This is a genomic window from Heminiphilus faecis, assembly GCF_008728965.1.
GTDB lineage: Bacteria > Bacteroidota > Bacteroidia > Bacteroidales > Muribaculaceae > Muribaculum > Muribaculum faecis.
The window spans coordinates 57,531-83,151 of sequence record NZ_VSMC01000005.1 but is presented as its reverse complement, the minus strand read 5'-3'; the positions used below and the strand labels follow the sequence as shown (position 1 = coordinate 83,151).

General features: G+C 46.6%; 17 protein-coding genes. 8 read left to right on the top strand and 9 right to left on the bottom strand.

All coding sequences use genetic code 11. From position 1 onward, the window contains the following. Positions 1-11: 11 nt before the first annotated feature. The 4 genes from FW767_RS03460 to prmA all read right to left on the bottom strand — a co-directional run bounded on the left by FW767_RS03460 (position 12) and on the right by prmA (position 4,889). Positions 12-1,508: a 2-isopropylmalate synthase gene (locus FW767_RS03460; RefSeq protein ID WP_121698274.1), complete on the bottom strand. Its 1,497-nt coding sequence runs from the start codon at positions 1,506-1,508 to the stop codon at positions 12-14. Between the two features lie 310 nt (positions 1,509-1,818). Next, positions 1,819-3,111 (bottom strand): ABC transporter permease, encoded by a 1,293-nt coding sequence (locus FW767_RS03455; RefSeq protein ID WP_205523797.1) that lies wholly within the window; start codon positions 3,109-3,111, stop codon positions 1,819-1,821. Positions 3,112-3,115: 4 nt separating this feature from the next. Next, positions 3,116-4,036, bottom strand: coding sequence for an ABC transporter ATP-binding protein (locus tag FW767_RS03450; RefSeq protein ID WP_121698276.1), 921 nt, complete (start codon positions 4,034-4,036; stop codon positions 3,116-3,118). A 4-nt stretch (positions 4,037-4,040) separates the two neighbouring features. After that, complete coding sequence (prmA, locus tag FW767_RS03445) at positions 4,041-4,889, bottom strand: 50S ribosomal protein L11 methyltransferase (RefSeq protein WP_121698277.1); 849 nt, start codon at positions 4,887-4,889, stop codon at positions 4,041-4,043. A gap of 159 nt (positions 4,890-5,048) precedes the next feature. Between prmA and FW767_RS03440 the strand changes: the two genes are divergently transcribed. From FW767_RS03440 to FW767_RS03420, 5 genes are all read left to right on the top strand, one after another. Next, on the top strand, positions 5,049-6,113 hold the full coding sequence (locus FW767_RS03440; protein ID WP_121698278.1) for an efflux RND transporter periplasmic adaptor subunit: 1,065 nt from the start codon (positions 5,049-5,051) through the stop codon (positions 6,111-6,113). Positions 6,114-6,138: 25 nt separating this feature from the next. Continuing rightward, positions 6,139-9,306, top strand: a complete 3,168-nt coding sequence (locus tag FW767_RS03435; protein ID WP_235898014.1) for an efflux RND transporter permease subunit — start codon at positions 6,139-6,141, stop codon at positions 9,304-9,306. A 10-nt stretch (positions 9,307-9,316) separates the two neighbouring features. Beyond that, positions 9,317-10,624: a TolC family protein gene (locus FW767_RS03430; RefSeq protein WP_205523796.1), complete on the top strand. Its 1,308-nt coding sequence runs from the start codon at positions 9,317-9,319 to the stop codon at positions 10,622-10,624. A gap of 66 nt (positions 10,625-10,690) precedes the next feature. Further along, positions 10,691-11,656 carry a DUF5119 domain-containing protein gene (locus FW767_RS03425; RefSeq protein WP_147438698.1) on the top strand — a complete coding sequence of 322 codons (966 nt, stop codon included), beginning with the start codon at positions 10,691-10,693 and terminating at the stop codon, positions 11,654-11,656. Between the two features lie 28 nt (positions 11,657-11,684). Next, positions 11,685-12,710, top strand: a complete 1,026-nt coding sequence (locus FW767_RS03420) for a fimbrillin family protein (protein WP_121698282.1) — start codon at positions 11,685-11,687, stop codon at positions 12,708-12,710. Between the two features lie 63 nt (positions 12,711-12,773). On the opposite strand, the gene FW767_RS03415 is transcribed toward FW767_RS03420, so the two are convergent. The 5 genes from FW767_RS03415 to FW767_RS03395 form a co-directional block, all read right to left on the bottom strand. Then, a complete protein-coding gene (locus FW767_RS03415) occupies positions 12,774-14,786 on the bottom strand; it encodes a dipeptidyl-peptidase 3 family protein (protein WP_121698283.1) in 2,013 nt (670 codons plus the stop codon). Between the two features lie 18 nt (positions 14,787-14,804). Further along, complete coding sequence (locus tag FW767_RS03410) at positions 14,805-15,986, bottom strand: class I SAM-dependent rRNA methyltransferase (protein ID WP_121698284.1); 1,182 nt, start codon at positions 15,984-15,986, stop codon at positions 14,805-14,807. Between the two features lie 21 nt (positions 15,987-16,007). Then, positions 16,008-17,363 (bottom strand): RIP metalloprotease RseP, encoded by a 1,356-nt coding sequence (gene rseP, locus FW767_RS03405; protein ID WP_121698285.1) that lies wholly within the window; start codon positions 17,361-17,363, stop codon positions 16,008-16,010. Positions 17,364-17,374: 11 nt separating this feature from the next. Next, positions 17,375-18,526, bottom strand: coding sequence for a 1-deoxy-D-xylulose-5-phosphate reductoisomerase (locus FW767_RS03400; protein WP_121698286.1), 1,152 nt, complete (start codon positions 18,524-18,526; stop codon positions 17,375-17,377). A 70-nt stretch (positions 18,527-18,596) separates the two neighbouring features. Next, complete coding sequence (locus FW767_RS03395; protein ID WP_121698287.1) at positions 18,597-19,457, bottom strand: murein hydrolase activator EnvC family protein; 861 nt, start codon at positions 19,455-19,457, stop codon at positions 18,597-18,599. A 333-nt stretch (positions 19,458-19,790) separates the two neighbouring features. On the opposite strand from FW767_RS03395, the gene FW767_RS03390 reads away from it, so the two are divergent. The 3 genes from FW767_RS03390 to FW767_RS03380 all read left to right on the top strand — a co-directional run bounded on the left by FW767_RS03390 (position 19,791) and on the right by FW767_RS03380 (position 25,544). After that, positions 19,791-20,987, top strand: coding sequence for an OmpA family protein (locus FW767_RS03390; RefSeq protein ID WP_121698288.1), 1,197 nt, complete (start codon positions 19,791-19,793; stop codon positions 20,985-20,987). Between the two features lie 138 nt (positions 20,988-21,125). Then, positions 21,126-23,330, top strand: coding sequence for a tetratricopeptide repeat protein (locus tag FW767_RS03385; RefSeq protein WP_121698289.1), 2,205 nt, complete (start codon positions 21,126-21,128; stop codon positions 23,328-23,330). Between the two features lie 111 nt (positions 23,331-23,441). Further along, positions 23,442-25,544 carry a M3 family metallopeptidase gene (locus FW767_RS03380; RefSeq protein WP_235898016.1) on the top strand — a complete coding sequence of 701 codons (2,103 nt, stop codon included), beginning with the start codon at positions 23,442-23,444 and terminating at the stop codon, positions 25,542-25,544. Positions 25,545-25,621: the final 77 nt, after the last annotated feature.

Sequence of the window (25,621 nt, the reverse complement as noted above, 5' to 3'; positions counted from 1 at the left end):
TAGTTGCTTGATTAGTGGACAAATTTATTTATCGCATCGATGAATGCCTCGGCGCTTGCGGCCACAATGTCGGTATTGGCCGAAAATCCGTAGTAGGCCACTCCTTCGTGTTCGACAGTCATGTGCACTTTACCTATGTCATTGCTGCCTTTGTTGATAGCCTGTATGAGAAATTCCTTCACAAGCATCTTGCGGTGTATTATCTGCTTGATTGCCGATATGGCAGCATCAACAGGACCATTGCCCGATGCACATGCCTCAAATTTTTCGCCGGCTATATCAAGACCTATCGATGCCACTGACTTTATGCCTACACCTGATGTCACCTGAAGGAAGTCGAGTTTCAGGCGGCGCGATGCCTTGCGGTGTTCGCCTGCGAGCAGCAGTACGTCGTCGTCATTGATTTCTTTCTTCTTATCGGCAAGTTGCAGGAAACCTTCATAAGCTTTGTCGAGCGCCTCTTTGTCAAGCTCTATGCCGAGCACATGCAATCGGTGTTTCAGAGCCGCGCGTCCTGAACGGGCGGTAAGTACTATGGAGTTTTCATCCACGCCCACATCTTTCGGGTCGATTATTTCATAGCTTTCGCGATTTTTAAGTACACCGTCCTGATGTATGCCCGAGCTGTGTGCAAATGCGTTGCGTCCTACGATGGCTTTGTTGGGCTGTACCGGCATGTTCATCAGACTTGACACCATGCGGCTGATGCCGTAGAGCTTAGTAGTGTTGAGGTTTGTGTCTATCCCGAGTTCTTTATGTGAGCGGCATATCATGGCCACCTCTTCGAGAGAGGTGTTTCCGGCGCGTTCGCCTATGCCGTTTATGGTCACTTCGGCCTGACGTGCGCCGTGCATCACACCTGACATGGTATTGGCCGTCGCCATACCCAAGTCGTTGTGGCAGTGGGTGGCGATGGTGACATTGTGTATGCCTTTGACGTGCTCCATCAGATACTGTATCTTTTCGCCGAACTGTGAGGGCAGACAATAACCTGTCGTATCGGGTATGTTGACTACCGTGGCGCCGGCTTTTATAACGGCCTCAACTACGCGGGCAAGATACTCGTTGTCGGTGCGTCCGGCGTCCTCCGCATAAAACTGTACATCCTCTACGAAGCGTTTGGCATATTTCACGCAAGCTATGGCCCGCTCAAGGATATCCTCGCGATTGGAGTTGAATTTGTACTTTATATGGTAGTCCGATGTGCCGATGCCGGTGTGTATGCGTTTATGCTTTGCGTATTGCAGGGCATCGGCGGCAACACGTATGTCGTTTTCCACCGCACGTGTAAGCGCACATATGGTAGGCCATGTGACGGCTTTCGAAATCTCTACAACCGAGTTGAAGTCACCCGGACTCGATATGGGGAATCCGGCTTCTATCACATCAACGCCAAGCTCTTCCAAAGCTTTGGCTACTTCGATCTTCTCTACAGTGTTGAGCTGACATCCGGGCACCTGCTCGCCGTCGCGCAATGTAGTGTCGAAGATAAACAATCTGTCACTCATATATTATCATTTGTTTTAGTTTATAATTAAAAAAATCGGCCTTCTCCAAACTATGGAGAAAGGCCGACGTTCATTTTCATTATCATTTAATAATACAGCATCTTTCTCCCACAATCATTTCGATAGCGTAAGGCCTGAAGTTAGCGATAGGGAAAGAAGAGTCGTATTCATTGATTCAATATTGTTGTTTGATGGAGCAAAATTACACCATTATTTTTAAATGTCAAAGCGAAAAGTGAATTATTTTACATCTTTTGCGGCAATAATCTTTAATCTGCAATAAATGAGTGTCGTTTTGCTTACACATTGTCTATTTTATCCAGCGGATGATCTCTTTAAACGACACCTTGCGTCCATACATAAGTATGCCGGTACGATAAATTCTCGATGCAAGGAATACAAAGAGCAAAGCTGTGCCGTAGAGCAGCAAGAGACTTGTCAATATTTGCCATGCCGGTACATCGTAAGGCAGACGTATCATCATGACTATGGGTGATGTGAACGGTACGAGTGAAGCTATCACTCCGAGTGTTCCGTCGGGATTTTCCATGCATGCCTGCCCTATGACAAGGGCGAGTATGATAATCATCATTATAGGCATGGTGAACTGATTGGCATCGCTCTGTTGGTCCACAGCCGAGCCGAAACCGGCAAACAGTGCCGCATATAGCAGATAACCGCCGATGAAATACAATATAAATATACCGAGCAGTCTGAACCAGTTTATGCCGAGTACAGCCTGCAATATGTCTGACACTTCCGATGTCGGCATTTCCGGCATAGAGGTGCCGGCAGTCATGCCTGCGGCAATGTCGGGAGTGGAGGTGGCTATGCCGAACATACTGACCACAAACAGGCCTATGCCTAAAAATACGGCCCAGATCAATATCTGAGTAAGTCCTACAAGGGCTATACTTACTATTTTCCCGAGCATTAGTTCCATCGGACGGCATGTGCTTACTATGACCTCAACTATGCGGTTGGTCTTGTCTTCTACGACAGAACCCATAATCATGGCACCGTACATGAGCACAAACATATAAGTAAGAAAAGCGAGGAAAAGCCCGACTATCATAGCTATCTCGCTTGATGACACTTTCTCTCCTTCTTCGTCCCATGTGTGGCTCCTGATTTTGACTTCCACATCGCTTTGTGCTATCATATCCTTTAACTCGGGCAGATTGTATGAGGCGATCTTGGCGTCTGACAGACTTTTGTTTAGCGGCTCTTCAAGTTCGCGGCTGAGGGTTATCTTGACGGGCTTTTCCGAATATACGTTGATTGTTTTCGATTCTTCCACATCGGAGGGTATGACCACTATGGCGTATATGTCGCCGTCGGCCTTTTTATAGCGGTCTTTCATATTTTCAGGAGTCATGTCGGTCTCGATTCTGAACCGGTAGTCGTCATTGTCCTTGAATATGTCGGAGTATTGTCCTGTTTCATCAATGATGCTTATAAGACGGGAGTCGGAATTGTTGACTGTCATCAGCAGGGCCGGTATTGCGACAAGCGCTAACATTATTACCGGCGCAAGCAGTGTGCTTATTATAAAAGACTTTTTTGCAACAATCGAGAGATACTCGCGTTGCATCACTAACATAAATCTATCTTTGTTCATTGGAGTCTGTGACGGTTTCTATGAAAATTTCGTTCATTGACGGTAGAAGCTCTTCAAAGCCGAGAAGAGTATAATTGCCGTTTAGATTGCTTATGGCATCGCGTGTCGATACACCCTGATTCAGTTTTACGGTAGCTTCGCAGCCCGACTGAAGCCGGGGTGAAAGTGATACGATGGAGTACAGCGCGTTGTCAGGAGCGAGTACGGGTTCGGCAACGTGTACACGGAATAGATTTTTTTTGAACCGGCGTCTGATGTCGTATACATTGCCCTGCAGTACTGCGCGGGACTTGTTTATGAGTGTGAATTCTTTGCATACTTCTTCAACCGAAGCCATATTGTGGGTTGAAAAGAGTATGGTGGATCCGTTATCGTTAAGTCGGAGTATCTCTTTCTTCAGCTGTTCGGTGTTGACCGGGTCGAAGCCGGAGAAGGGTTCGTCGAAGATCAGCAGCTTAGGATTATGTACTACAGTCGCTATGAACTGTACTTTCTGTGCCATGCCTTTTGAAAGGGCTTCTACTTTTTTGTTGGCCCATTCGGCGAGGTCCATTCTTTCGAGCCATTCCATAGCCGCGCGATGGGCGTCGTTCTTGGACATGCCTTTAAGTCGTCCGAGATATACAATGTGGCTCAGCACTTTCATTTTTTTATACAGTCCTCGTTCTTCAGGCAGATATCCCATATGCATGACGTCGGAAGGAGCCAGAGGCTTGCCGTTGAGCAATACCTCTCCTTCATCGGGGCGCGTTATCTGGTTGAGTATACGTATAAGCGATGTCTTTCCTGCACCGTTCGGGCCGAGAAGTCCATATATGGTGCCTTCCTCCACATTAAGGCTCACATGGTCGAGGGCACGGTGGCCGGAGTAGTCTTTTACTACGTCCTTTACTTCAATTATATTCATAAAATCAAGATAGTTTCTTTAATTGCAGGCATGTCCACCTGTCCAGCACATAAGTTCCGGTATGTTTCAGTCCATGATTGGACGCCTCGGCAAATATGGTTTCTACATCTTCTTCATAGAATCCGCTTAGCAACATGTCGCCGCCTTCAGCAAGTTTTGATGCATAATGCCGCATGTCGGCGGTTATGATGTTGCGGTTGATATTGGCAATAAACAGGTCGGCCGTCTCAAGATTATCAAGAGCTCCGGCATCGCCGAGTATGACATTTATTTCGGCATGTCCGTTGAGTCTGACATTTTCAACCGCATTTACGTGTGCGAATTCGTCAATCTCGACAGCATTGACCGGATTCGCACCACGCATGGCGGCAAGTATCGCGAGAATGCCGGTTCCGGTGCCCATGTCTATGACTGATTTGTTTTCAAGAGGCATTTCGATCAGACGTCTTATTATTAAAGATGTCGTCTGATGGTGGCCTGTGCCGAAAGCCATTTTGGGATCTATCACTATGTCATATGGCAGACTGGGTATGTCGGTGTGAAAAGAGCTGTGTATCACACACTGATTATCAATGACGATAGGTTTGAAATAATTTTTCTCCCATTCCGCATTCCAATCCCGGCCCTCGACTGTCGACCATCGGACTTCAATCGTGGCTTCAAACGGGAAATCGGCTATTACTTCCTTGAACACCGTTTCATCAAAAAACTCTTTTTTTACGTATGCTGTCAATCCGTCGTTATCGGGTACAAAACTTTCGTAATCCTTGTTGCATAATAGCGCTGCAAGCAGGTCGGTCGATGTTTCGTCACAGGGAGATATGTCAAGTCTGACTTCAATATAGTCGTTCATTTTACAAATAATGTTTAATACTGCAAAAGTAATGAGAATTTATGAAACTATGACAAGTCGGTATTATAATAATGTGTTCAATAAATTGATACTGTCGCCAAAACATAAGGAAGATTAACATTGTTTATTAGATAAAAACTTAAACATATTCAACTATTTATGGCACATTTAAGTATATGCAGCACATTTATTCCGTCAATACTGACCATAATGGCTTTGATGGCTTTGAACGGATGTAAAAATCATGATAAAGAGACTGTTACGCCTCCTGCAAAAGTAGAAGTGAAGGTCATGGGCGACAATACGCAGGGAGGTGACGGACGCTTGTTTTCCGGCACTACGGAGTCAGCGGAGTCCTCTACTGTCAGCTTCTCGGTGCCGGGAACTGTTACAAGGATTTATGTGAATGTTGGTGACAAGGTCAGCAAAGGTCAATTGTTGGCCCGTATAAAGGACCAAAGCCTTGTTAATACCAACAATATAGCGCAGGCTGAACTGGAGGAAGCGCGCGATGCTTACCGGAGACTTAAGAAGCTGCATGATGCCAACGCCTTACCCGATATAAAATGGGTGGAAGTGCAGTCCAAGCTAAAACAGGCTGAGAATGCGGCTGCTCTTGCAGGCAGGGCTGTCGGTGACGCATCATTGTATTCTCCTATCACGGGATATGTGTCGGAAAAGATGATGGATGACGGTCAGACGGTAATCGCCGCGCAACCGGTAATGCGAATAGTGAATCTGAATGACATGAGAATAGCCATATCGGTACCCGAACAAGAGATTTCAAATTTCAATGACGGATGTGCTGCTTCAATAACTGTAGGCGGTGTTGACAGCATGCGGTTACAGGGACGGCTTGTCCAGAAGGCTGTTGTGGCCGATCCTCTGACAAGGTCCTATACGGTAAAATTCAGTATACCTAATCCTGATGATAAAATACTTCCCGGCATGATCGGTACGGTTGCCGTCAACGGTTGCTCCGCCGACAGCATACATTTCCAAACATCATCTTTCGTATTGCCTTCGCAGAGCGTGCTCCTTGATTCTGACAGCCGACAGTTTGTGTGGGTTGTCAAGAACGGTAAGGCTATGAGACGATTTATAACATCTGACCAATTCACACATGATGGTGTGATGGTGAACGGACTGTCGCGTGGTGACAGCGTGATTGTAGCCGGTATGCAGAAAGTAAGTACGGGAACCGAAGTGTCGGTTGTAAAATAGTGGTAATCATAAGCTCTGATATATTATGGCGTCAGAAACAAACAATTCCCGGCCTATGTCCGATAAGCAGCTAACTCCCAATCCATTGGTGGCGCTGGGCCTGAAATATCGTAAGGAGGTGATATTACTTGTATGTGTTTTTATCGCTTTCGGCATTTATGCCCTGAAAGTAATGGATAAAAACGAGTTCCCGTCCTTTACTGTACGCGAAGGAGTAGTAGCGGCTGTATATCCCGGGGCCACGGTAGAACAGATAGAGCAGGAGGTTCTGAAACCTCTTGAAGATTATGTGTTTTCCTATAAGCAGGTCGACAAGAAAAAAACGCATTCGCAGATTACGGCCGGAATGATGATAATTTTTGTCGAATTGGACGATAATGTTACCGAAGCCGAGTCAAAACCGTTCTGGAATGAGTTCAAGATAGGTATGCAGCAGGTGAAGATGACGTTGCCCCCGGGTGTGCTGGCTGTAGAGACGATGAGCGATTTCGGCGATACGTCGGCTCTGCTGATAACGATGCAGAGCGATGACAAAACTTATCGTGAACTTGATAAATATATGGATAATCTTAAAGCGCGGTTGCGTGCTGTGGAGAGTGTCGGTGCTATGAATGTATACGGCATGCAGAAAGAAGAGATTGCTGTATATTTCAATCCCGAAAAACTAAAACATTACGCCCTTTCCGAAACCACTGTGGGTGCCACGCTGCTGGCTCAAGGTTTTAAAACCACAGGAGGATCGCTTAAAAGCACTTATTACACACAACCGATAATAGTAAGCCGCTCGGCCAATACCATAGCGGATATAGCCGATATAGTGGTGCTGTCGACACCTGACGGTGATGTGGTAAAACTCGGTGACATAGCTGAAATAAAAAGGGAGTACCCTGAACCTGACAGTTATATAACCAACAATTCGCATAAGTGTATACTTCTCGGTGTCCAGATGAAAGAGGGGTATAATATCGTGGAAATGGGTAAGGAAGTTGACCGGCAGATAGCTGAATTCCAAAAAGACATACCCGAGAGCGTGACACTGTTTAAAATCACGGATCAGCCGGTGGTGGTAAATAGCTCTGTAAACTATTTTCTTGTTGAACTTCTTGTGGCTATTATAGCCGTTGTCGTGGTTATAATGCTTTTGCTGCCTTTGAATGTGGCTCTTATTGCCGCTTCGACAATACCGATAGCTATATTTATATCTCTCGGACTCTTTTATTGTTTCGGCATAGAACTCAATACGGTGACTCTGGCATGTCTTATTGTGACTTTGGGCATGATTGTAGACAATTCGGTAGTCATCATAGATGATTATGTAGAACTTATATCCGAAGGTGTCGATCATTATACGGCGACATTGAGGTCTGGTACCGAATTCTTTAAAGCCATATTTTCGGCCACTCTTGCCATTTCGGTTACTTTTTTCCCGTTTCTTATCACAATTAAGGGCATGTTTCGCGACTTCCTTACCGACTTTCCGTGGGGAATGACTATAATTCTTCTTGTATCGCTACTGGTAGCTGAGCTGCTTGTGCCGTTTTTGCAATACAAACTTATAAAGAAGCCTATTTATAAACTTCAGCAAGAGGCTATAGAAAGCGGAAAAAAGAAATTCAGTTTTTTTGTTTCGATGCAGAATGGATATGACAAGGTTATTGACTGGTGCTTCGGCCATCCAAAGACCACCTTGCTTATTGGTGTCATATGTGTTGTGGCCGGGGTGTGGATGTTTGTGTCGCGTCCGTTGCAATTGATGCCTATTGCCGAGCGCAATCAGTTTGCAGTAGAAATAAATATGCCTCAAGGCACTTCGGTTGAACGTACTACCGTGGTGGCTGACTCGCTTGAAAATATATTGTCAAAAGATGACCGTGTGGTGTCGATAGCATCTTTTCACGGTTGTTCGTCGCCGAGATTTCAGGCTACTTATGCTCCACAGGTCGGAGGACCCGATTTCGCGCAATTCATAGTGAATACAAAAAACAATGACGCCACTATTGAGGTGCTTGACGAGTATACCGAAAAATATGAGAGCTATTTTCCTGATGCTTTTGTGCGGTTCAAGCAGCTTAGTTATTCTACGGCCGATTATCCTATAGAATTCAGGTTTTCAGGGGACGATCCGGCTATGCTTAAACGGGTGGCTGACTCTGTGGCGTCTGTGGCACGGCATGTGCCCGGACTACGTAATGTGCGTGTGTCTCTTGACAATCCGCTTGCATCGGCCATGGTGGACGCCGACAACGTTAAAGCCGGACGTCTTGGACTCAACTCAACTCTTATCGAAACAACACTCGCCTTGCGGTATTCTCAGGGATTGCCTGTGGCAACGGTGTGGGAAGGCGATTACGGAATACCTGTCACGCTAAAGACGCCGACTTCTGACCGGAGCAATATCGACAATCTTGAGAAAGAGCCTATGCCGGTGCTCGGATTCGGTACGGTGCCTTTGCGTCAGATATCTACCGTGACACCTGATTGGCAACCGGGAATGCTGACGCACTACAACGGTGTATATACAGTATCGCTTATTGCAGAGGTCCAGCGCAATATTAATGTGATTGACCGTACCGAGGCTTTGGCTGACAGTATCGCTAACATGAATCTGCCTGCCGAGGTCAATGTCGTGCGTGGAGGCGAGTGGGAGAATACCATGGATACCCTGCCTGAAATACTTTCAGGGCTGGCTATGGCAGTGGCGATTATATTTTTCATATTGCTGCTCCATTATGCGCAAGCCGATACGTCATTACTGTTGCTTTTGTCGTTGATGCTGTGTGTGCCCGGTGCGGCGGCCGGACTTATCATACAGGATACGGCGCTGTCGCTTACGTGTGTGTTGGGCATAGTGTCGCTTATGGGTATATTGGTGCGAAATGCCATAGTGCTTCTTGACTATGCCGAAGAGTTGAGAAATCAAGGTCAGACTGTACGTGATGCGGTGCTTAATGCGTCCAAGCGCAGAATGAGGCCGATATTCCTTACTTCGGCGGCCGCAACTATGGGAGTTCTGCCGATGGTCATAGGTAACAGCGCCTTATGGAAGCCTATGGGTGTGGTGATTTTCTGGGGCACACCTATAACCATGGTTTTCATACTCACTGTTATACCGGTGGCATATTGTATGATGAAAAGCAGGAATGCCGATGCTGACAAGCCTGTTGAACAACCTCTTGAAACTCATCTTTTATAAGACTGTAATTATGAAAAAGTATAGTATATTAACAGCCGGTATTCTGGGCATATTGTCGGTGTCAGGCTCAATGTATGCACAGGACTCTGTTGCCGATTCGCTGTTCACTCTTGAGCAGTGCAAGCAGATGGCGCTTGAAAATAACTCCGACATACATGTAGCCGACAATAATCTTTGTTCCGCAATCGAAACACGCCGTGAAGCATTTACAAAATACTTTCCGGAAGTATCTGCGGGTGCTTCGGCATTTCGTGCCAATCATGACATGATACAATACGATGTCCTTGACCTGTTTACACTCGGCATTATAAATAAGGGCAAGACGGCCGGAGTGTGGGCCATGCAGCCGATTTTCATGGGCGGACAGATTGTCAATGGTAACAAACTTGCCAAAGTCGGCGAGGAGGTGGCAAGAATACGTAAACGTCAAAGCGCCGACCTCGTGCAGCTACAGACTGAAACCATATACTGGAAACTCGTGACTCTTAACGCCACGAAACAGACCCTTGAAAGCGCTATCACTGTACTCGACTCGCTCGGATTGCAAGTGAAGGCTGCTGTCGATGCGAGTGTGGCAATGATGAACGATTATCTTAAAGTCGAACTTAAGCGCAACAGTTACCGCGCCGACCTTGTAGATCTTGAAAATGGCATAGAACTCATGACTATGCTGCTGGCACAACAGATGGGGCTTGGTACTGATACGAGAATACGTGTTCTGAGCGAGATACCGGATACTGTTCCGAATTATCCTGCGGCTGTTTACATAAATCCTTCCGATGCTCTTATGCAGACTTCCGACCACAAACTGCTTGTAAAAAACGTGGAAGCAAAACTTATTGAAAAGAGAATGGAGGTGGGCAATAATCTGCCAAAACTTGCCGTGGGTGCCGGATGGTTTTATCATGATATGTTTAATCAGAGTCATAATTTTGCCGGTATTATGGTAGCTTTGTCGGTGCCGTTATCGGGATGGTGGGGCGGTTCATATGCGATAAAGCGTAAATCGCATGAATTAAATAATGCCCGTATCGAGCTTGATAATATGAGCCAAAAACTTGAAATAGAGATGTCGGACAAGTGGGATAATCTCACGGCCGCTCACCGTAAAATGATCATCGCTTATGAGGCTATAGCGCAGAGCGAAGAGAATCTGCGACTCAACAAAGCATACTATGACGCGGGTATGTGTACTATTACCGACCTTCTTGATGCGCAGGCACTTGACAGGCAGGCTAAAGATGATTATATAGCTGCTTACGGCGCATTTCGTATGTCGAAAGCGCAATATCTGAATGCGACAGGCCGTATAGACTGATTTTCGGATATTACGTGTTTAAACAAAATCAAACAGATATGTGTTAGATTGAAACAGGATGTGATTATGAGAGTATTAAGGTCATATATGATACTTGCAGTCATGGCGGCGCTCGTTGCCGGTATGGTTCTTACGTCCTGTATATATGATTATGACACTTGCGATGATGTAGTCACAAGGCGTATTAAGGTCGTATTTGACTGGGACAAGGCTCCGGCAGCTGATCCGGCCGGAATGGCCGTCTATTTTTTCCCAATCGGGCCGGGCGCCATATGGCGTTTTGATATTGCTTCAAATAAAGGCGGATTCGTGAGCATACCTTCCGGGTCATATCATATGCTTGTCTATAACAATGACACATACGACATTTTGTTTCGTGACGAAAGCAATTACGAGGATTATGATGCGTATACGGCTGCGTTGGGGAAAGTGCCGCATAGCCTTATTCCCGACAGTATGGGTATTGATCTGGATAATATGCATCCGTGTCCTGATATGCTGTGGACCGCGGCCCGGTCGCGTGTGGATGTGACAGCAGATTATGTGGGTTATGATAATGAAGTCTCTGATACTGAAATCGTGTGTTGTCCTGATGAACTTTGTGCCATTTACAATTATGAGATAAGAAATGTGAGACATCTCGACGGAGTGAAGTTCATGGTGGCTGTAATATCGGGTATGAGTTCGTCTGTACACATGGCCACCGGACTATTGGGCCGTGATAATGTGACGTTGCCTGTGGAGGCTGTTGCGAAAAACGGCGATATGATAACAGGGCGGTTCTATACGTTTGGCCGTACGGTCGACGTAACGGCTCCGAATATTCTGGATCTGTATGTAGGCCTTGGTGACGGACGCAGACTATGTTACCGGTTTGATGTGACTTCGCAGGTGCTTGCCGCAAGTGACCCTCATAATGTCAATATCGTTATCGACGGTCTTGAACTGCCTGAAATCGGGTCTACTCAGCAGGGCGACCTTGACGTGAGTGTCGACGGATGGACTACCATAGTTGTCGAATATGAAACTTAAAAATGATTAACCAATAAAATAAGAAGATATGAAACGGTCAGAATTGTCAGCGATATTCCTGTTGCCGATGCTTGTTGCCGCATGTGGCGAAGATGATGCCGGGTATGCTCCGGTTGAGGAGAATGCAATAAGATTTACTGCACTTGCCGGACATGAGGCGCGCAGCAACGAGGTCACTACAAATACGCTTACGGAGTTTAACGTGTTTGCATATACCGACGGCCAGTTGTACATGGATGACGTCAAGGTGTCAAAGGATGCCGACAATACATGGACTTATAGTCCGGTTATGTATTGGCCTACGACGCCCGTCAATTTTTTTGCATACAGTCCGGCACAGTGGCTTGAGGGTATTTCAAATGTGAACCAGACGGTAACCTATGATAATGACGGTAATACAGATCTTATATATGCCGTCAATATGAATGAGGAGCAATCGACATCGCCGGTCAAACTGAATTTCAGGCATGCGATGTGTCATGTCGAAGTAGAGCTGATGAGTACCACTCCCAGCATTGCGGTAAGTGTCTCAGGAATAAAACTTGCCGGAATAAACAAGACCGGTACATTCAAATTCCCGCAGATGACAACCGCTCCGGGTGTAGCCACTTCCGCAGGTGTATGGAGCGGACTGACCGCTCTGTCGGAGTATACATATTATGACGGATCCACTTCCCCTACAGTACTTACATCGACAGCTACAGGCTTTTCCGACAGTTGCAGCGGATTTCTGTTGCCGCAGAATCTGACGGCTATGACCTCAGATACCGGCGGTTACTCTGGAAGCTATATATGCGTGGATTGTGTTATTAACGACAAGGCCACCGGAGCATTGCTTTGGCCCAATGGCAACACTCCGCCACAGCAGGTTGTGACCGACGGCGATAAAAAGACGGGACGTTTGTTTTTCTCATTGTCCAACAGTGATCTGACACATTGGAACGACGGTTACCGTTACGTGTATCGGATAACGATAAACAATGCCGAAGGAATGGAGCCTATAGATTTTGACCCCTCTGTCGAAATCTTTACGGAAAAGACATCTCTGCTTTAAGATAAAACACCCCGTGACTTAATTAAAGTCACGGGGTGTTTTGCATATTTGTATATGTGCGTATTATCGTGGCAGGGTAGAGTATTCTTTAGAGTAACGCATCATTTGCGGAATATAATCTTCCGAGTACGATACGGTCACATCAGCTACTCCGGATTTGCCGTCAGTTTCCAATACAAGAGTGTACACGGGATTTACAAAACCTTTGTAGGGCGCTATCGAAAGATGAGAATATCGGGCAAGTACCTCATTGTGTATGTCCTTGTCGACCTTGACAGCATATCTCTCGACGAGATCGCGTCCGGCTTCGTAATCGCCTTCACTTTTTATGCGCTGTATTTCACCGAGCAATTGTCCGAACAGACTGCGTAGCTTTCCGTAGTCATTGATTTTTATATAGGTCTTGCCGTTCTGTTTGACATATTCTATGACCTTGTCGGCTTTGCCGTGCTCGTAAGCCCACTCCGATATGAGTTTGCGATTGCGCATGTGGGCTTCTTCCACATCCTTGCCCGGTTCGATACGCATGAGCTGTGTCATAAGTCCGTTAAGAATGTATTTATAGTACTCGGCTTTATATGCTTCGGGGTTGTCAAGCAGTCCGAGTTCTATCAGTTTAGGATCGGCGAGATAGTATAGTGCAAACAAGTCGGCACGGGCTTCCTCAAGCGTTGAGCCATGTGCTTTCAACGCGTCCTGATCGACTCCGGGCAGCAGGCGTCCCGAGCCGTGTCCGAGACATTCGTGAAGGTCGGTATGAAGATTGTCGGTTATAAACAGGTAGTTGTTCATCAGTTGGCGGGTAGGCTCGTCGATGACAAATTCCTCGTTGAAGCCGTCGCCGTGCGAAGCTTCGTCATAAGCCTGTGTTATGTTCTCAAGTGTCACTGACTTGGAGCCGTGAGCGGCACGTATCCAGTTGGCATTTGGCAGATTTATGCCTATGGGAGTGGCCGGATATGCGTCACCGGCAAGTATGGCGGCAGTTATCACTTTTGCCGACACTCCTTTTACTTTATCTTTTCTGAAGCGTGGGTCAACCGGGCTATGATCTTCAAACCATTGTGCATTAGTACTTAAAACTTCGGTTCGCGACGATGCTTCTTCGTTCTTGAAATTGACTATTGACTCCCATGAACCGGTCATGCCGAGAGGATCGTCATATGACTCTATGAAGCCGTTTATAAAGTCGACCTGCGAAGCGGTGTCCTCACACCATAATATGGAGTACTCATCAAACGCTTTAAGATCACCGGTCGTATAGTATTCGACAAGTTTGTCGATGTAGGCTTTCTGAGCCGCGTTTTCAGCATATTGCGAAGCGGCTTTGAGCTCCTTGACTATCCGCTCTATGGCTTCGGTGTAGAGGCCGCCTATCTTATATGGCTGTTCTACGACTTTTCCGTCAACTTTTATTTTGCGTGTATTTAGGCCATAAGATACCGGAGTCATGTCGGTCGTATCCTTTATCGCGGCATAATAGGCCTCCACTTCTTGCTGAGTGACACCGTCATATATATTTGTCGCGGAAGTAAGGATGAGGTCCTGACCTTCGGCTTGGTTTACTTTTTTGGGCATGACTGCCGGATTAAATATCACCTCGAGGAGAGTATCGGTGACTTTGTTGCGGGAAGACGCAGGCAGTAGGCTGATCTGCTTTTCAAGAAACTCACGTGAGAAATCGGGAGTGAATTTGTCCATGGAGTAATGATGGTGTATGCCGTTGGCAAACCATATCTGCTTCATGTACTTTTCGAGAGCCTTGTACTCAGTGGAGTCTTTATCTCCTGAATAGTTGCTGTATACGTTCTCTATAAGGTCGCGTATGGCGAGGTTGTATTTTCCGTTCTGGTCCCATAGTATGTCGCGGCCTGCAAGTGCGGCTTCTGTGAGATGATATATCAGCAACTTCTGCTTTAGCGACAGATTTTCGAAGTCGGGCACTTTATAACGTAGCACCTCTATGTCGGCAAAACGGTCAACGACATAGTTGAAGTCTTTTTTATCGGCGGCCATGGTTGAGGTTGATGCCAATGCGATCAGCGTCGCTCCGGCGATATTGGTAAATTTATACATATTTATATATAGAGTGGTTTATTCGACATAAAGTATAAGCCCTTTTAGATATTCTCCTTCGGGGTGATATATGTTTACCGGATGGTCAGCCGGCTGGGTCAGCTGATGCAGGATGCGTACCTTGCGCTGGCTCTGTGCCGCGGCCGAAAATACAGCAAGTCTGAACTGCTCTCTGCTTACCGCCTGCGAACAGGAGAATGTAAACAGTATGCCTCCCGGGGCTATTTTCTCAAAGGCCTTTGCGTTTAGTTTTCTATAACCGATAAGAGCGTTTTTAAGCGCACTGCGATGTTTTGCAAATGCGGGCGGGTCCAGTATTATCAGGTCATAGCTGTCATCTATTGACGACAGATACTTGAACGCATCCTCGACATGTGATGTATGGCGGGTGTCGTCAGGAAAGTTCAAGCTTACGTTTGCGTCGGTAAGAGTTATGGCTTTGGCCGAACTGTCAACGGAGTGAACCTCGGCAGCTCCTCCGCGCAGCGCATAGACCGAGAAGCCTCCTGTATAACAGAACATGTTCAGTACCTTGCGCTTGTATGCGTACTTTTCCAATAAGGCTCGATTATCGCGCTGATCTACGAAAAAGCCTGTTTTTTGTCCTTTTAGCCAATCGACATGAAACTTAAGTCCGTTTTCTTCCGCTATATTGGTTGAGTATTGTCCGATTATATAATCGTTCTGCGGGTCGAGATGCGCTTTATAGGGTAGGGTGGTCTCTGATTTGTAATATACGTTTCTGATACCGGCGTCAGGCAGTTGAGTCAATTGTCGAGCTATGATGTCTCTCGCAAAATGCATGCCGGGCGAATGGGCCTGAAGGACCGCCGTATCGCCATAAACGTCTATTACGAGTCCGGGCAAAAAATCGCCCTCGCCGTGTACAAGCCGATAGGCATTGTTATGACGTGTCACAAGCCGTAGAGCCTGTCTTAGGCCATAAGCGGCTTCAAGCCTCTTGCGATAAAAGGCGTCGTTTATCTCGGTGTCCTCCCAAGAAAGTATTCTTATCGTTATACTTCCTATCTGGTAATGTCCTGTAGCTATTTTGCGGCCGTCGCAGGTTATCACATCGACAATGTCGCCCTCTTCCAGAGAGTCGGGGATATGTGCCACGGCTCCTGAAAATACCCAAGGATGAAGGCGTTGGAGCGATTGCTCCTTACCGCGGCGCAGAGTTATTTCGGGATATTTCATTATTATATGCGTGAGGAGTATTTACTTAAATATGAAGCGATATATGTCATTGCCGTTGGCATAAAGGAGCAGTATTATGAGAAATGCCATTCCCACAAGTTGGGCATACTCCATAAACTTTTCACTCGGTTTGCGTCGCGATATGATCTCGTACAGCAGAAACATGATGTGTCCTCCGTCAAGAGCCGGTATGGGCAGAATATTCATAAATGCGAGCGCTACCGACAGAAATGCGGTTATTTCCCAGAAAGAAAGCCAGCTCCATTTTTCAGGGAACAGACTTCCTATGGCTCCGAAGCCTCCAAGACTTTTGGCTCCTTCGGCCGTGGCCACATACTTCATTGAACTTACATATGATGAAAGTCGGTCAGTACCTATCTGCCAGCCTTTGGGTATAGACTGCATGAAAGTGTAGTGGCGTGTGACTACCGGGTATACGTCGGTTATAGGTTTGATCTGAATGCCTATCTTGCCGGCTGAGTTGGGCTTTATGGGGCAATAAATGAATTTACCGTCACGCATCACTCCGAGAACCGTGTTTTTGTCGGCTTTTTTTGCAAGCTCGGCGGTAAACTCGGTATATGACGGGGTGGCGACGCTGTCCACGCTGACTATGCGGTCGTCGACTTGGAGACCGGCACCTTTGGCCGGTTCGCCGTTTACTACCGATGCAATGTACACCGGCATACGGTATGTGAAAAAGCCTTTGTCCTCGTTAATACGGAATATGAAATTCTCGGGTATCGCTATTTTTACGGAGTCCTTGTGGTTGCGCAATACCGTCACCGTGTCGGCTTCAAGTATGTCAAGCAGTTTGTCGTTATTGTCGGCTTCTATCTTTGTGCCATCGATCATAATGGGTATGTCGCCGTTTCTGAAACCGATTTCCTGTGCCGACTGTACATAATCCATACCTTCGTATGCTTTGTCCAAGGGTATATACTTTTCTCCCCAGTACCAAGCTATGCCGGCGTATATTATTATGGCGAGCAGGAAGTTCATCAGCACTCCCGCCACCATGACAAGCAGGCGCTGATAAGCGGGTTTGGAGCGGAATTCCCATGGCTTAGGCGGCTGTGCCATCTGCTCTTTGTCCATTGACTCGTCAATCATGCCGGCTATCTTGACATAGCCGCCGAGCGGGAGCCAGCCTATGCCGTATTCGGTATCCCGCCAAGTGGCACGGTCGGGGTTGTCGGTCTGTCTTTTCTTGGGCTTGTATTTAAGCAAGGAGAACCAAGGGTCAAAAAACAGGTAGAACTTTTCAACTTTAATGCCAAACATACGGGCAAATATGTAGTGGCCAAACTCATGTATTATTACAAGCAGAGCAAATGCCGCAATCAACTGAGCCGCTTTTATAAAAAATGTTTCCATCAATATTTATGTTAGATTATTGACTCGGCGTATTGCCGGGTCTCGAAGTTGGTGTTTACATAATCGTCATACGCAGGCGACGGTATATATGGCATCTTTTCCAATGATTTTTCCACGACTCTGCGTATGTCGAGAAATGATATGCGTCCGGCGAGAAATGCCGCAACTGCTATCTCGTTGGCTGCGTTTATGACACAAGCCACATTGCCTCCGCGTTCTAATGCGTGGTAAGATAGATTGATCATCGGGAATTTCTCCACATCGGGCTCGAAAAATTCAAGACGCGAGTAGTCGGCCAACGAGAGACCGGGCCGTGTTGTCGCAAGCCGCGTGGCGTCACCGAGAGCGTAACGTATGGGCAGATGCATGTCGGGTAGTCCGAGTTGCGCTTTTACTGAACCGTCTATAAACTCTACCATTGAGTGTACTATTGACTGTGGATGGACTACTGCCTTTATCTTTTCCGGAGAAATGTCAAATAGCCAGCGGGCCTCGATTATCTCAAAGGCCTTGTTGATCATAGTGGCGGAGTCGATGGTTATTTTGGCTCCCATATCCCAGTTCGGGTGCGACAGAGCATCGTTTACCGTCACTGTTTTGAGCTCGTCTATGCCTTTTGTGCGGAACGGACCTCCCGATGCCGTTATTATAAGCCGTCTTACAGATTGTGGCTGTTCTCCGACAAGGCACTGGTATATGGCCGAGTGCTCGGAGTCTACCGGAACTATACGTGACTGTGACTGTGCAAGCTTACGGTTGACAAGCTCTCCGGCCACAACAAGAGTTTCTTTATTGGCAAGGGCTATGCGTTTGTCTGACTCGATGGCTTTGAGAGTCGGTTCAAGTCCGCTGTAGCCAACTGTTGCTATAACCGCTGTGTCGACCGATGTCTGCTGCATGGCCTCGGCCACTGCCTTACGGCCCGAAGCCGTTGCGATACCGTATGGTTCAAGCGCTTCCTTAAGGCGCATGTACAGCCTGTCGTCAGATATAATAGCCAGCGAAGGCCTGTATTTTATGGATTGTTCAATAAGACGGTCAACATTGCGTCCTGCCACCAAGGTATGGGCTTTGAACAATTCGGGGTATTCCGATATGATATCAAGGGTCTGGACACCGATTGAACCGGTACTGCCCAAGACTGCAATTTGCATCTGTGCCATGAAGATAATTCAGGTGTTATAATCAGTATGCAAATTTAGTGTAAAATACTCTATTTATGAAAGATTTTCCTTAAAAAGGAATATAATCACGGGGATTCAGAGCTGTGCCGTTGTTCCATAGTTCTATCGAAATCAGAGAACCTTTCGTATTTTCTCCGTTTCCGGCAAGTCCTATGACACTGCCGGCTTCAACTTTATCGCCGGTAACGGCAAATGGGGTGGCAATGCCTGAGTATTTCGATATGAAGCCGTTGGGGTGCTGGACTATTGCAGTAGTACCCCGATTGAGCGTGGTGTAGGTGCCTATTACCGTACCTCCGTATATGGAGCATATGGCCGCCTCTTTCGGGGCGATAAGCGTGACTTCCGTAGCGCTATTGCGGGGGGCCTCTGTGGTGGCGCCGTTTACAGGAGCGAAAAATGCTATGCCGTCAGCGGCGGCAGGCGATTTTATTTTCAGATTGAAGCGTTCGGCTTCTTCAAACCGGCGTACAAACATCTTTTCGTTTTCGCTTGGCGGCAGAAGTGAATCCGGGGGTAGGGCGGCAATCTCTGCCTTGGGTATTGACTGCTTGGCCGGCGCAGATGACGGGTTCAGCACATCCGCCAGATTTTTCATGTAGGCATTATTGGTTTTTACTATCTCCGAAAGTGAGTCGACCCGCATGGCGTTGACTATATTCTCCTGTCTCTGCTCTTTTTTCAGATAGCCCGGGAGTAGGGTACGTATGGGAGTAAGCACTATTATCGTCGCTGCCATGCACCCTATGGCGAATATCACAAATGCCACAGCCGCTATAATTTTAGGTCCGGTGAACTTCAGTGTCCATACTTCATTAAAAGTATTTTCATTAATAAATGATAGCCTGAAGCGCCTCGGAGTCCGTAACGGATGTCTTATATTCTTTTTGTTATTGTTTTTTTCTTCCATTTGTAAAATCTAATATGCAAATATACGTATAATTTACGATTATTACCGATTAATGGCCTGATGACTTAATATGCTGTGATTAAAATAAATTTTGATATCGACGTATAATTTAATAATGTGAAGGTTAACATTTCAGTGTTAAATTATGTCCAAAAAAGTTGCATGATATTCAACAATAGTTTACCTTTGTGAAAAATTTTCTGAACAAAGATATTTACAATCGTGTTAATATATCAAAACTCGCCGATACTGTTTCACGTGGCAGTAAGAGGCGGGCATAATAGAGGAAACAAAGGGTTTAAAATAATTTGTATAAATTAAAATTAAAGAAGAATGAAAAAGAACATCCTTTTTGGTTTTGCTGTATGTGGCGCAATGCTTATGTCAGCAAACGTTGCTCAAGCTCAGGAGGCTGTAGTAATTGAGGAGGCCACATTTACTGAAGTTGCAGAATGCGCTGATCATTACTATTCTCAGAAGAAAGACAATTGGTTTATCCAGATTGGTGCTGGTATCGAAACTCCCATCGTTGAGCATTACAATCCCGGACATGGCAAGCATCACATCACTGCCGCTTATGGTATCGGTTTCGGTAAGTGGTTTACTCCCTACTTGGGATGGCGTGTTTCAGCTCAGGCTGCCGCTTATCACTTTGAGGCTATGAAGACTTATCAGAAGGCTAAATTTGTGAATGCAAACGTTGATTTGATGTGGGATATGTTCAATAGCTTCGGCAATGTTAACGCCGACCGTGTATTCAGCATCGTTCCTTTCGTCGGAGTCGGTGGCTCTTACTCTTGGGATTTCAACCACGCTTATACCCCCATCAATGACGGTAAGTACAAAACTCGCGTATGGCAAATCCCCGTATCTGTAGGTTTGCAGTTCCGTTTCCGTCTCAGCAAGTATGTTGACTTCTTTGCTGAAGGTCGTTACTCTTTCTATGGCGACACTTTCGACGGCATCGCATACGGTACCAACTCTATTGATATGAATATGACTGCTATGGGTGGTTTCATTTTCAATATCGGTGGCAAGAACTTCAAGTCGTTCAACCCCTGCGAATATCTCGGTTATATCAACCAGCTCAACAATCAGGTTAATGACCTCCGCGGTGAGCTCGCCAACTGTGGCGCACGCCTTGCTGCTGCCGAGGCTCAGCTTCCCTGCCCCGAAGTTGTTGCTGTTGAATGCCCCGAAGCAGGTGCTCCTCTTATGTCTACCGTACGCTTCACCATCAACTCTGCCAAGATCACTTCACTTGAAGCTGTCAATGTATTCAACATCGCACAGTGGATGAAGGCTAATCCCGAGTCTAACGTGGTTATCAAGGGTTATGCTGATAAGGATACCGGTACTGCCGCTTACAACATGAAGCTTTCAGAGCGTCGTGCACAGAACGTATACAATATGCTTACCAAAGAATATGGTATCTCTGCAGACCGTCTTACTATCAAGGCTGAAGGTAGCGACTCTCAGATCTACGACACCAACAACTGGAACCGTATCGTAATCTTCTCTCAAGACTAATTTTCAGGAAACTCCTAAATAGACCCTTGGTCTCCGCCCCATACAGGGCGGAGACTTTTTTTATGCCTTTATATTTTTTATACTTAGTTTGGCATATGTTTTGCTCTATAGTTTGTTATAATTGTCAAAAAATATAAGATGAAGCATGCCTCTGCGGAAAACATTCCCGCCAAAATAGAATCATATGTGTCACGTAATCGTCTTCGCGACGCCTTTCAGCAATTGCGCTCTTACAGCGCTCGTTTGGGCGACTGGCGTTTGACTGACGAGATTGACCGTCTGGAGCAATCCTATTCGATGATGCTCCGTTATGCCACACAGGGTGTGGATGATCCCGGACGGTCTGACATATACGCATCGATTGTACGTGGTATATATGATATGACCGACCGTATATCGAGGGATATGACAAAGCCGTTGTCATCCTCGGTCTACTTCAGTACGCTTAGGTATGAGGCTATGCAGTCTGACGGTAATTTGCCCGTGCTTGCCGAGAGGTACAGAAGTCTTTTGTCGGAGATGTCGATATACAATCTTGTCACCGGTGCAGAAAACAGCCCTGCATCCCGTGCGCGCACTGAACTTGAGATGCTTGAGCGCAGGGTTTTCAATCAGGTATGGATTGCTTATCCGTTTTCGTCTGATGAAGAAAACGCTGTCAAGATGCTGTTTGAAGCGGAGGAGGTGCCCGATTATTTCCGGGAAATGCTTGTGTCCGCTCTTATGCTCGGTCTTACACATTATTATGACGAACGTCGTCTTTTAATGCTGTTCGACTTTTATCAGTTGGCCGGCAGTAGCCGCATATCGCTTATTGCATTATGTGGAGCTTTGTTGGCCATGTTTGTCAACCGCAATCGTATTACCGGCATCAAGGTGTCGCAACGAATAGAGGTGCTCCGTGATGTCACATCATGGCATGAGGATGTAAAGACTGTGTTTTTACAGTTTATCAGGACACGCGATACCGAGCGTATAAACCGTAAAATGATGGATGAACTGATTCCTGAAATGATGAAATTGCGTCCTGATATTGCCAAACGCATGCGCGACATCACGTCGATGCCCGATATAGTCGATATGGAAGAAAACCCCGAATGGCAGGAACTGCTTGACCGGTCGGGCATTACCGATAAGATAAAGGAATTGTCAAAAATGCAGGAAGATGGGGGTGATGTTTTCATGTCTACATTCTCCAGTCTGAAAGGATTCCCTTTTTTTTCGGAAGTGGCCAACTGGTTTATGCCGTTCAATATTGAACATACTGCAGTGACCGGTGCTCTCGGAAGCGAGTTGGCGGCTGTCGGCGGTATCATACAGGCCTCGCCTTTTTTGTGTGACGGCGATAAGTTTTCGTTCGTATTTGCTCTGTCCTCTGTGCCGGCTATGCAGAAAAAGATGATGCTGTCGCAGTTTGGTGCCCAGAATATTAATGAGCTTGAACTGCGTAATGCTGGTCTCGGTACGGTTTCTGAAGAAAAAAACAACTTGGTCAATAAATATGTGCAGGGAGTCTATCGATTCTTTAAACTGTTTCGGCGTAAAGGCGATTTTAACGACCCGTTCAGCCGTCCGTTGAATCTTCTTCAGTTGCCACAGCTTGTCCCCGATTTAACCGACCTTGAGACCTTGTCTGTTGTCAGCGAGTTTTATTTCAAAAGAGGATATTATGACGATGCGTTTCATGTATTCCGGATGCTTGCCGACAAGATGCCGCCCGATGCGCAGCTGTTTCAGAAAATGGGTTATTGTATGCAGCAGAAAGGCGATATCGCCAATGCGCTGGAATATTACGAACAGGCCGAGTTGTTAAATGCCGACAGCCTTTGGACATTGCGCCGTCTTGCCGCATGCAACAGAATGCTTGACCGGCGTGAACAGGCCCTGCAATATTATCGTCGTATAGAAGTTAAGAAGCCTGATGATCTCAACACTGCCTTAAGCATAGGACACTGCCTGCTTGAACTTGGGCAGGTAAAAGAGGCGTTGAACTACTATTATAAAGTGGAGTTTCTTGATAACAAGTCTACACGCGCATGGCGTCCTGTCGCTTGGGCGTCTTTTGTCGCAGGAGAGTATGAACGGAGCCGAGTGTATTATGAGAAAGTCCTTGGCGATGCGCCGTCGGCCAATGATTATCTCAATATGGGGCATCTTAATCTTGTGACAGGCGATATTAAGGAGGCGATAAACTACTATAATCTGTCGATAGACAACGATAACGGCGATGCCGAGAAGTTTATAAGCCGCTTCAAGGAAGATGAGCATTATCTGACCGACGCAGGTGTGGCTCCCGCACTGCTTCCGCTGGTAGTGGACGCATTGCTTTATTCGCGCGATTGACTGTAAAATAAGGCCGATTGTCGAATATTTATAGTATATTTGTCCATTATTAACTTTATTATTTAATATATGAGAAAAGCTTTAACCGCCTTTCTGACTCTATTTGCAGTTATGACACAAGCGCAACAATCCGCGGCATCGTCCGACAACCCGTTTTTCCATGAGTATGACGGTATTCATAATACCGTGCCTTTTGACCGCATATCAAATAAATATTATGAGGAAGCGATAGATCGCGGCATGAAGATACAGAATCAAGAGATTGATGCTATCGTGACGCAGAGCGCGGAGCCCACTTTTGAAAACACGATTGTGGCTCTTGAACGCACCGGTGCTGATCTTAACCGTGTGCTTAACGTGTTTTATCCGTTGCTTTCGGCTATGAGCGATGACGAACTGATGGATATTTCGCTGAGAGTATCAGGAAAACTGTCGCAACACTCTACCGGCATCTCGCTTAACGGGGAGCTGTGGAAAAGGGTGAAAGCTGTTTACGATGACCGTGACAGACTTGACTTGTTGCCTGAGGATGCTATGCTTCTGGAGCGCACTTACGATTCATTTGCCCGAAACGGAGCCAAACTTGAAGGGGAGCAGCGCGATAAGTACAGGGAGCTGTCGTCGCACTTGTCTGACTTGACTACCAAGTTCGGGCAGAATGTACTGAAAGAGCTGAACACTTACGAGATATGGCTTGAGGCCGATGACCTGTCTGGTCTTCCTGAAAGTTCTGTAGAAGCAGCCGCTCTTGCCGCAAAGGAGAAAGGCAAGGAGGGCATGTATCTGTTTACTTTGGCGCAGCCTGACTATATGGCGTTCATGAAGTACAGTGACCGACGTGACCTGAGAGAGAAATTTTATCGGCTTTACAACAGCCGCAATACAAAAGGGGAATACTCCAATATTGACATAATGTCGGATATCGCCGATACACGCCGCCGTATCGCCAATCTGTTCGGCAAGTCCACTTATGCCGAGTATGCTCTTGAAAAGACGATGGCCGAGACACCCGATAATGTCAATAAACTGCTCACGCAGCTTACCGAAGCTTACCGCCCGGCTCAGCTGAAGGAGTTTGCCGAGATAGAGGAGTGTGCGGAGGCTATCGAGGGACATCCTGTGAAGCTTCAGGCATGGGACTACAGTTATTATTCCAATAAGCTGAAAGAGCGCAAGTACAATTATGACGAGGAGGAGCTGCGGCCTTATTTTGAACTGAACAATGTCATTGACGGTGTGTTCGGACTCGCTACCAAACTGTATGGCCTGTCGTTTACATATAATCCGGATATAAAAGTATATCATCCCGATGTCAAGGCTTATGAGGTAAAAGATGATAACGGTAAATATATAGGTATAATATATGCCGACTTTTTCCCGCGTGACAGCAAGCGCCCGGGTGCATGGATGACTGGTTTCCGCGATGAGTGCATTTCTGCTTCGGGCGACAGTGTGCGGCCTCATGTTTCGATAGTGATGAATTTTACAAAGCCCACAGGCTCCAAACCTTCATTGTTGACACCTTATGAGGTAGAGACTTTCCTTCATGAATTTGGTCACGCGTTGCATGGACTCCTTGCCGATACCAAGTATGCTTCATTGTCGGGCACGGCTGTGTATCGCGACTTTGTAGAACTGCCGTCGCAGTTTAATGAGAATTATCTTACCCGGAAAGAGTTTCTTGACGGTTTCGCAAAGCATTATCAGACCGGCGAGCCTATACCGCAGCGGCTTGTTGACAAGATTGTGGCGACTTCGCAGTTTGGCGCCGGTTATGCATGTCTGCGTCAGCTCGGGTTCGGACTTACCGATATGGCATGGCATTCTGTTACGGAAAAGGTCGATGACCCTGCGGAACTTGAGCGTAAGGCCAATGAACCTGTAGCCATGTTTGCCGAAGTTGACGGTTGCTCATTCTCGCCCCAGTTCAGCCACATTTTTTCGGGCGGTTATGCCGCGGGATACTATAGTTACAAATGGGCGGAGGTTCTTGATGCCGATGCTTTTTCGGTATTTTTGAAAAATGGTCTGTTTGACCGCAAGACGGCCGATTCATTCCGTAAGAATATACTTACTCGCGGAGGCACCGAGCATCCGATGACCTTATACAAACGTTTCCGCGGTCAGGAGCCTACTATCGATGCGCTTCTCGAACGCGACGGCATAAAGCCTTCGCTTGAGCTACCGCAGACGGTTCCGGTTAATAAGGACTGACAATCGTTGACAAAATAAAATAGAAGTCAGGCAGAATATACATGGTTTCTGCCTGACTTCTGTTTTATTTTGTGTAT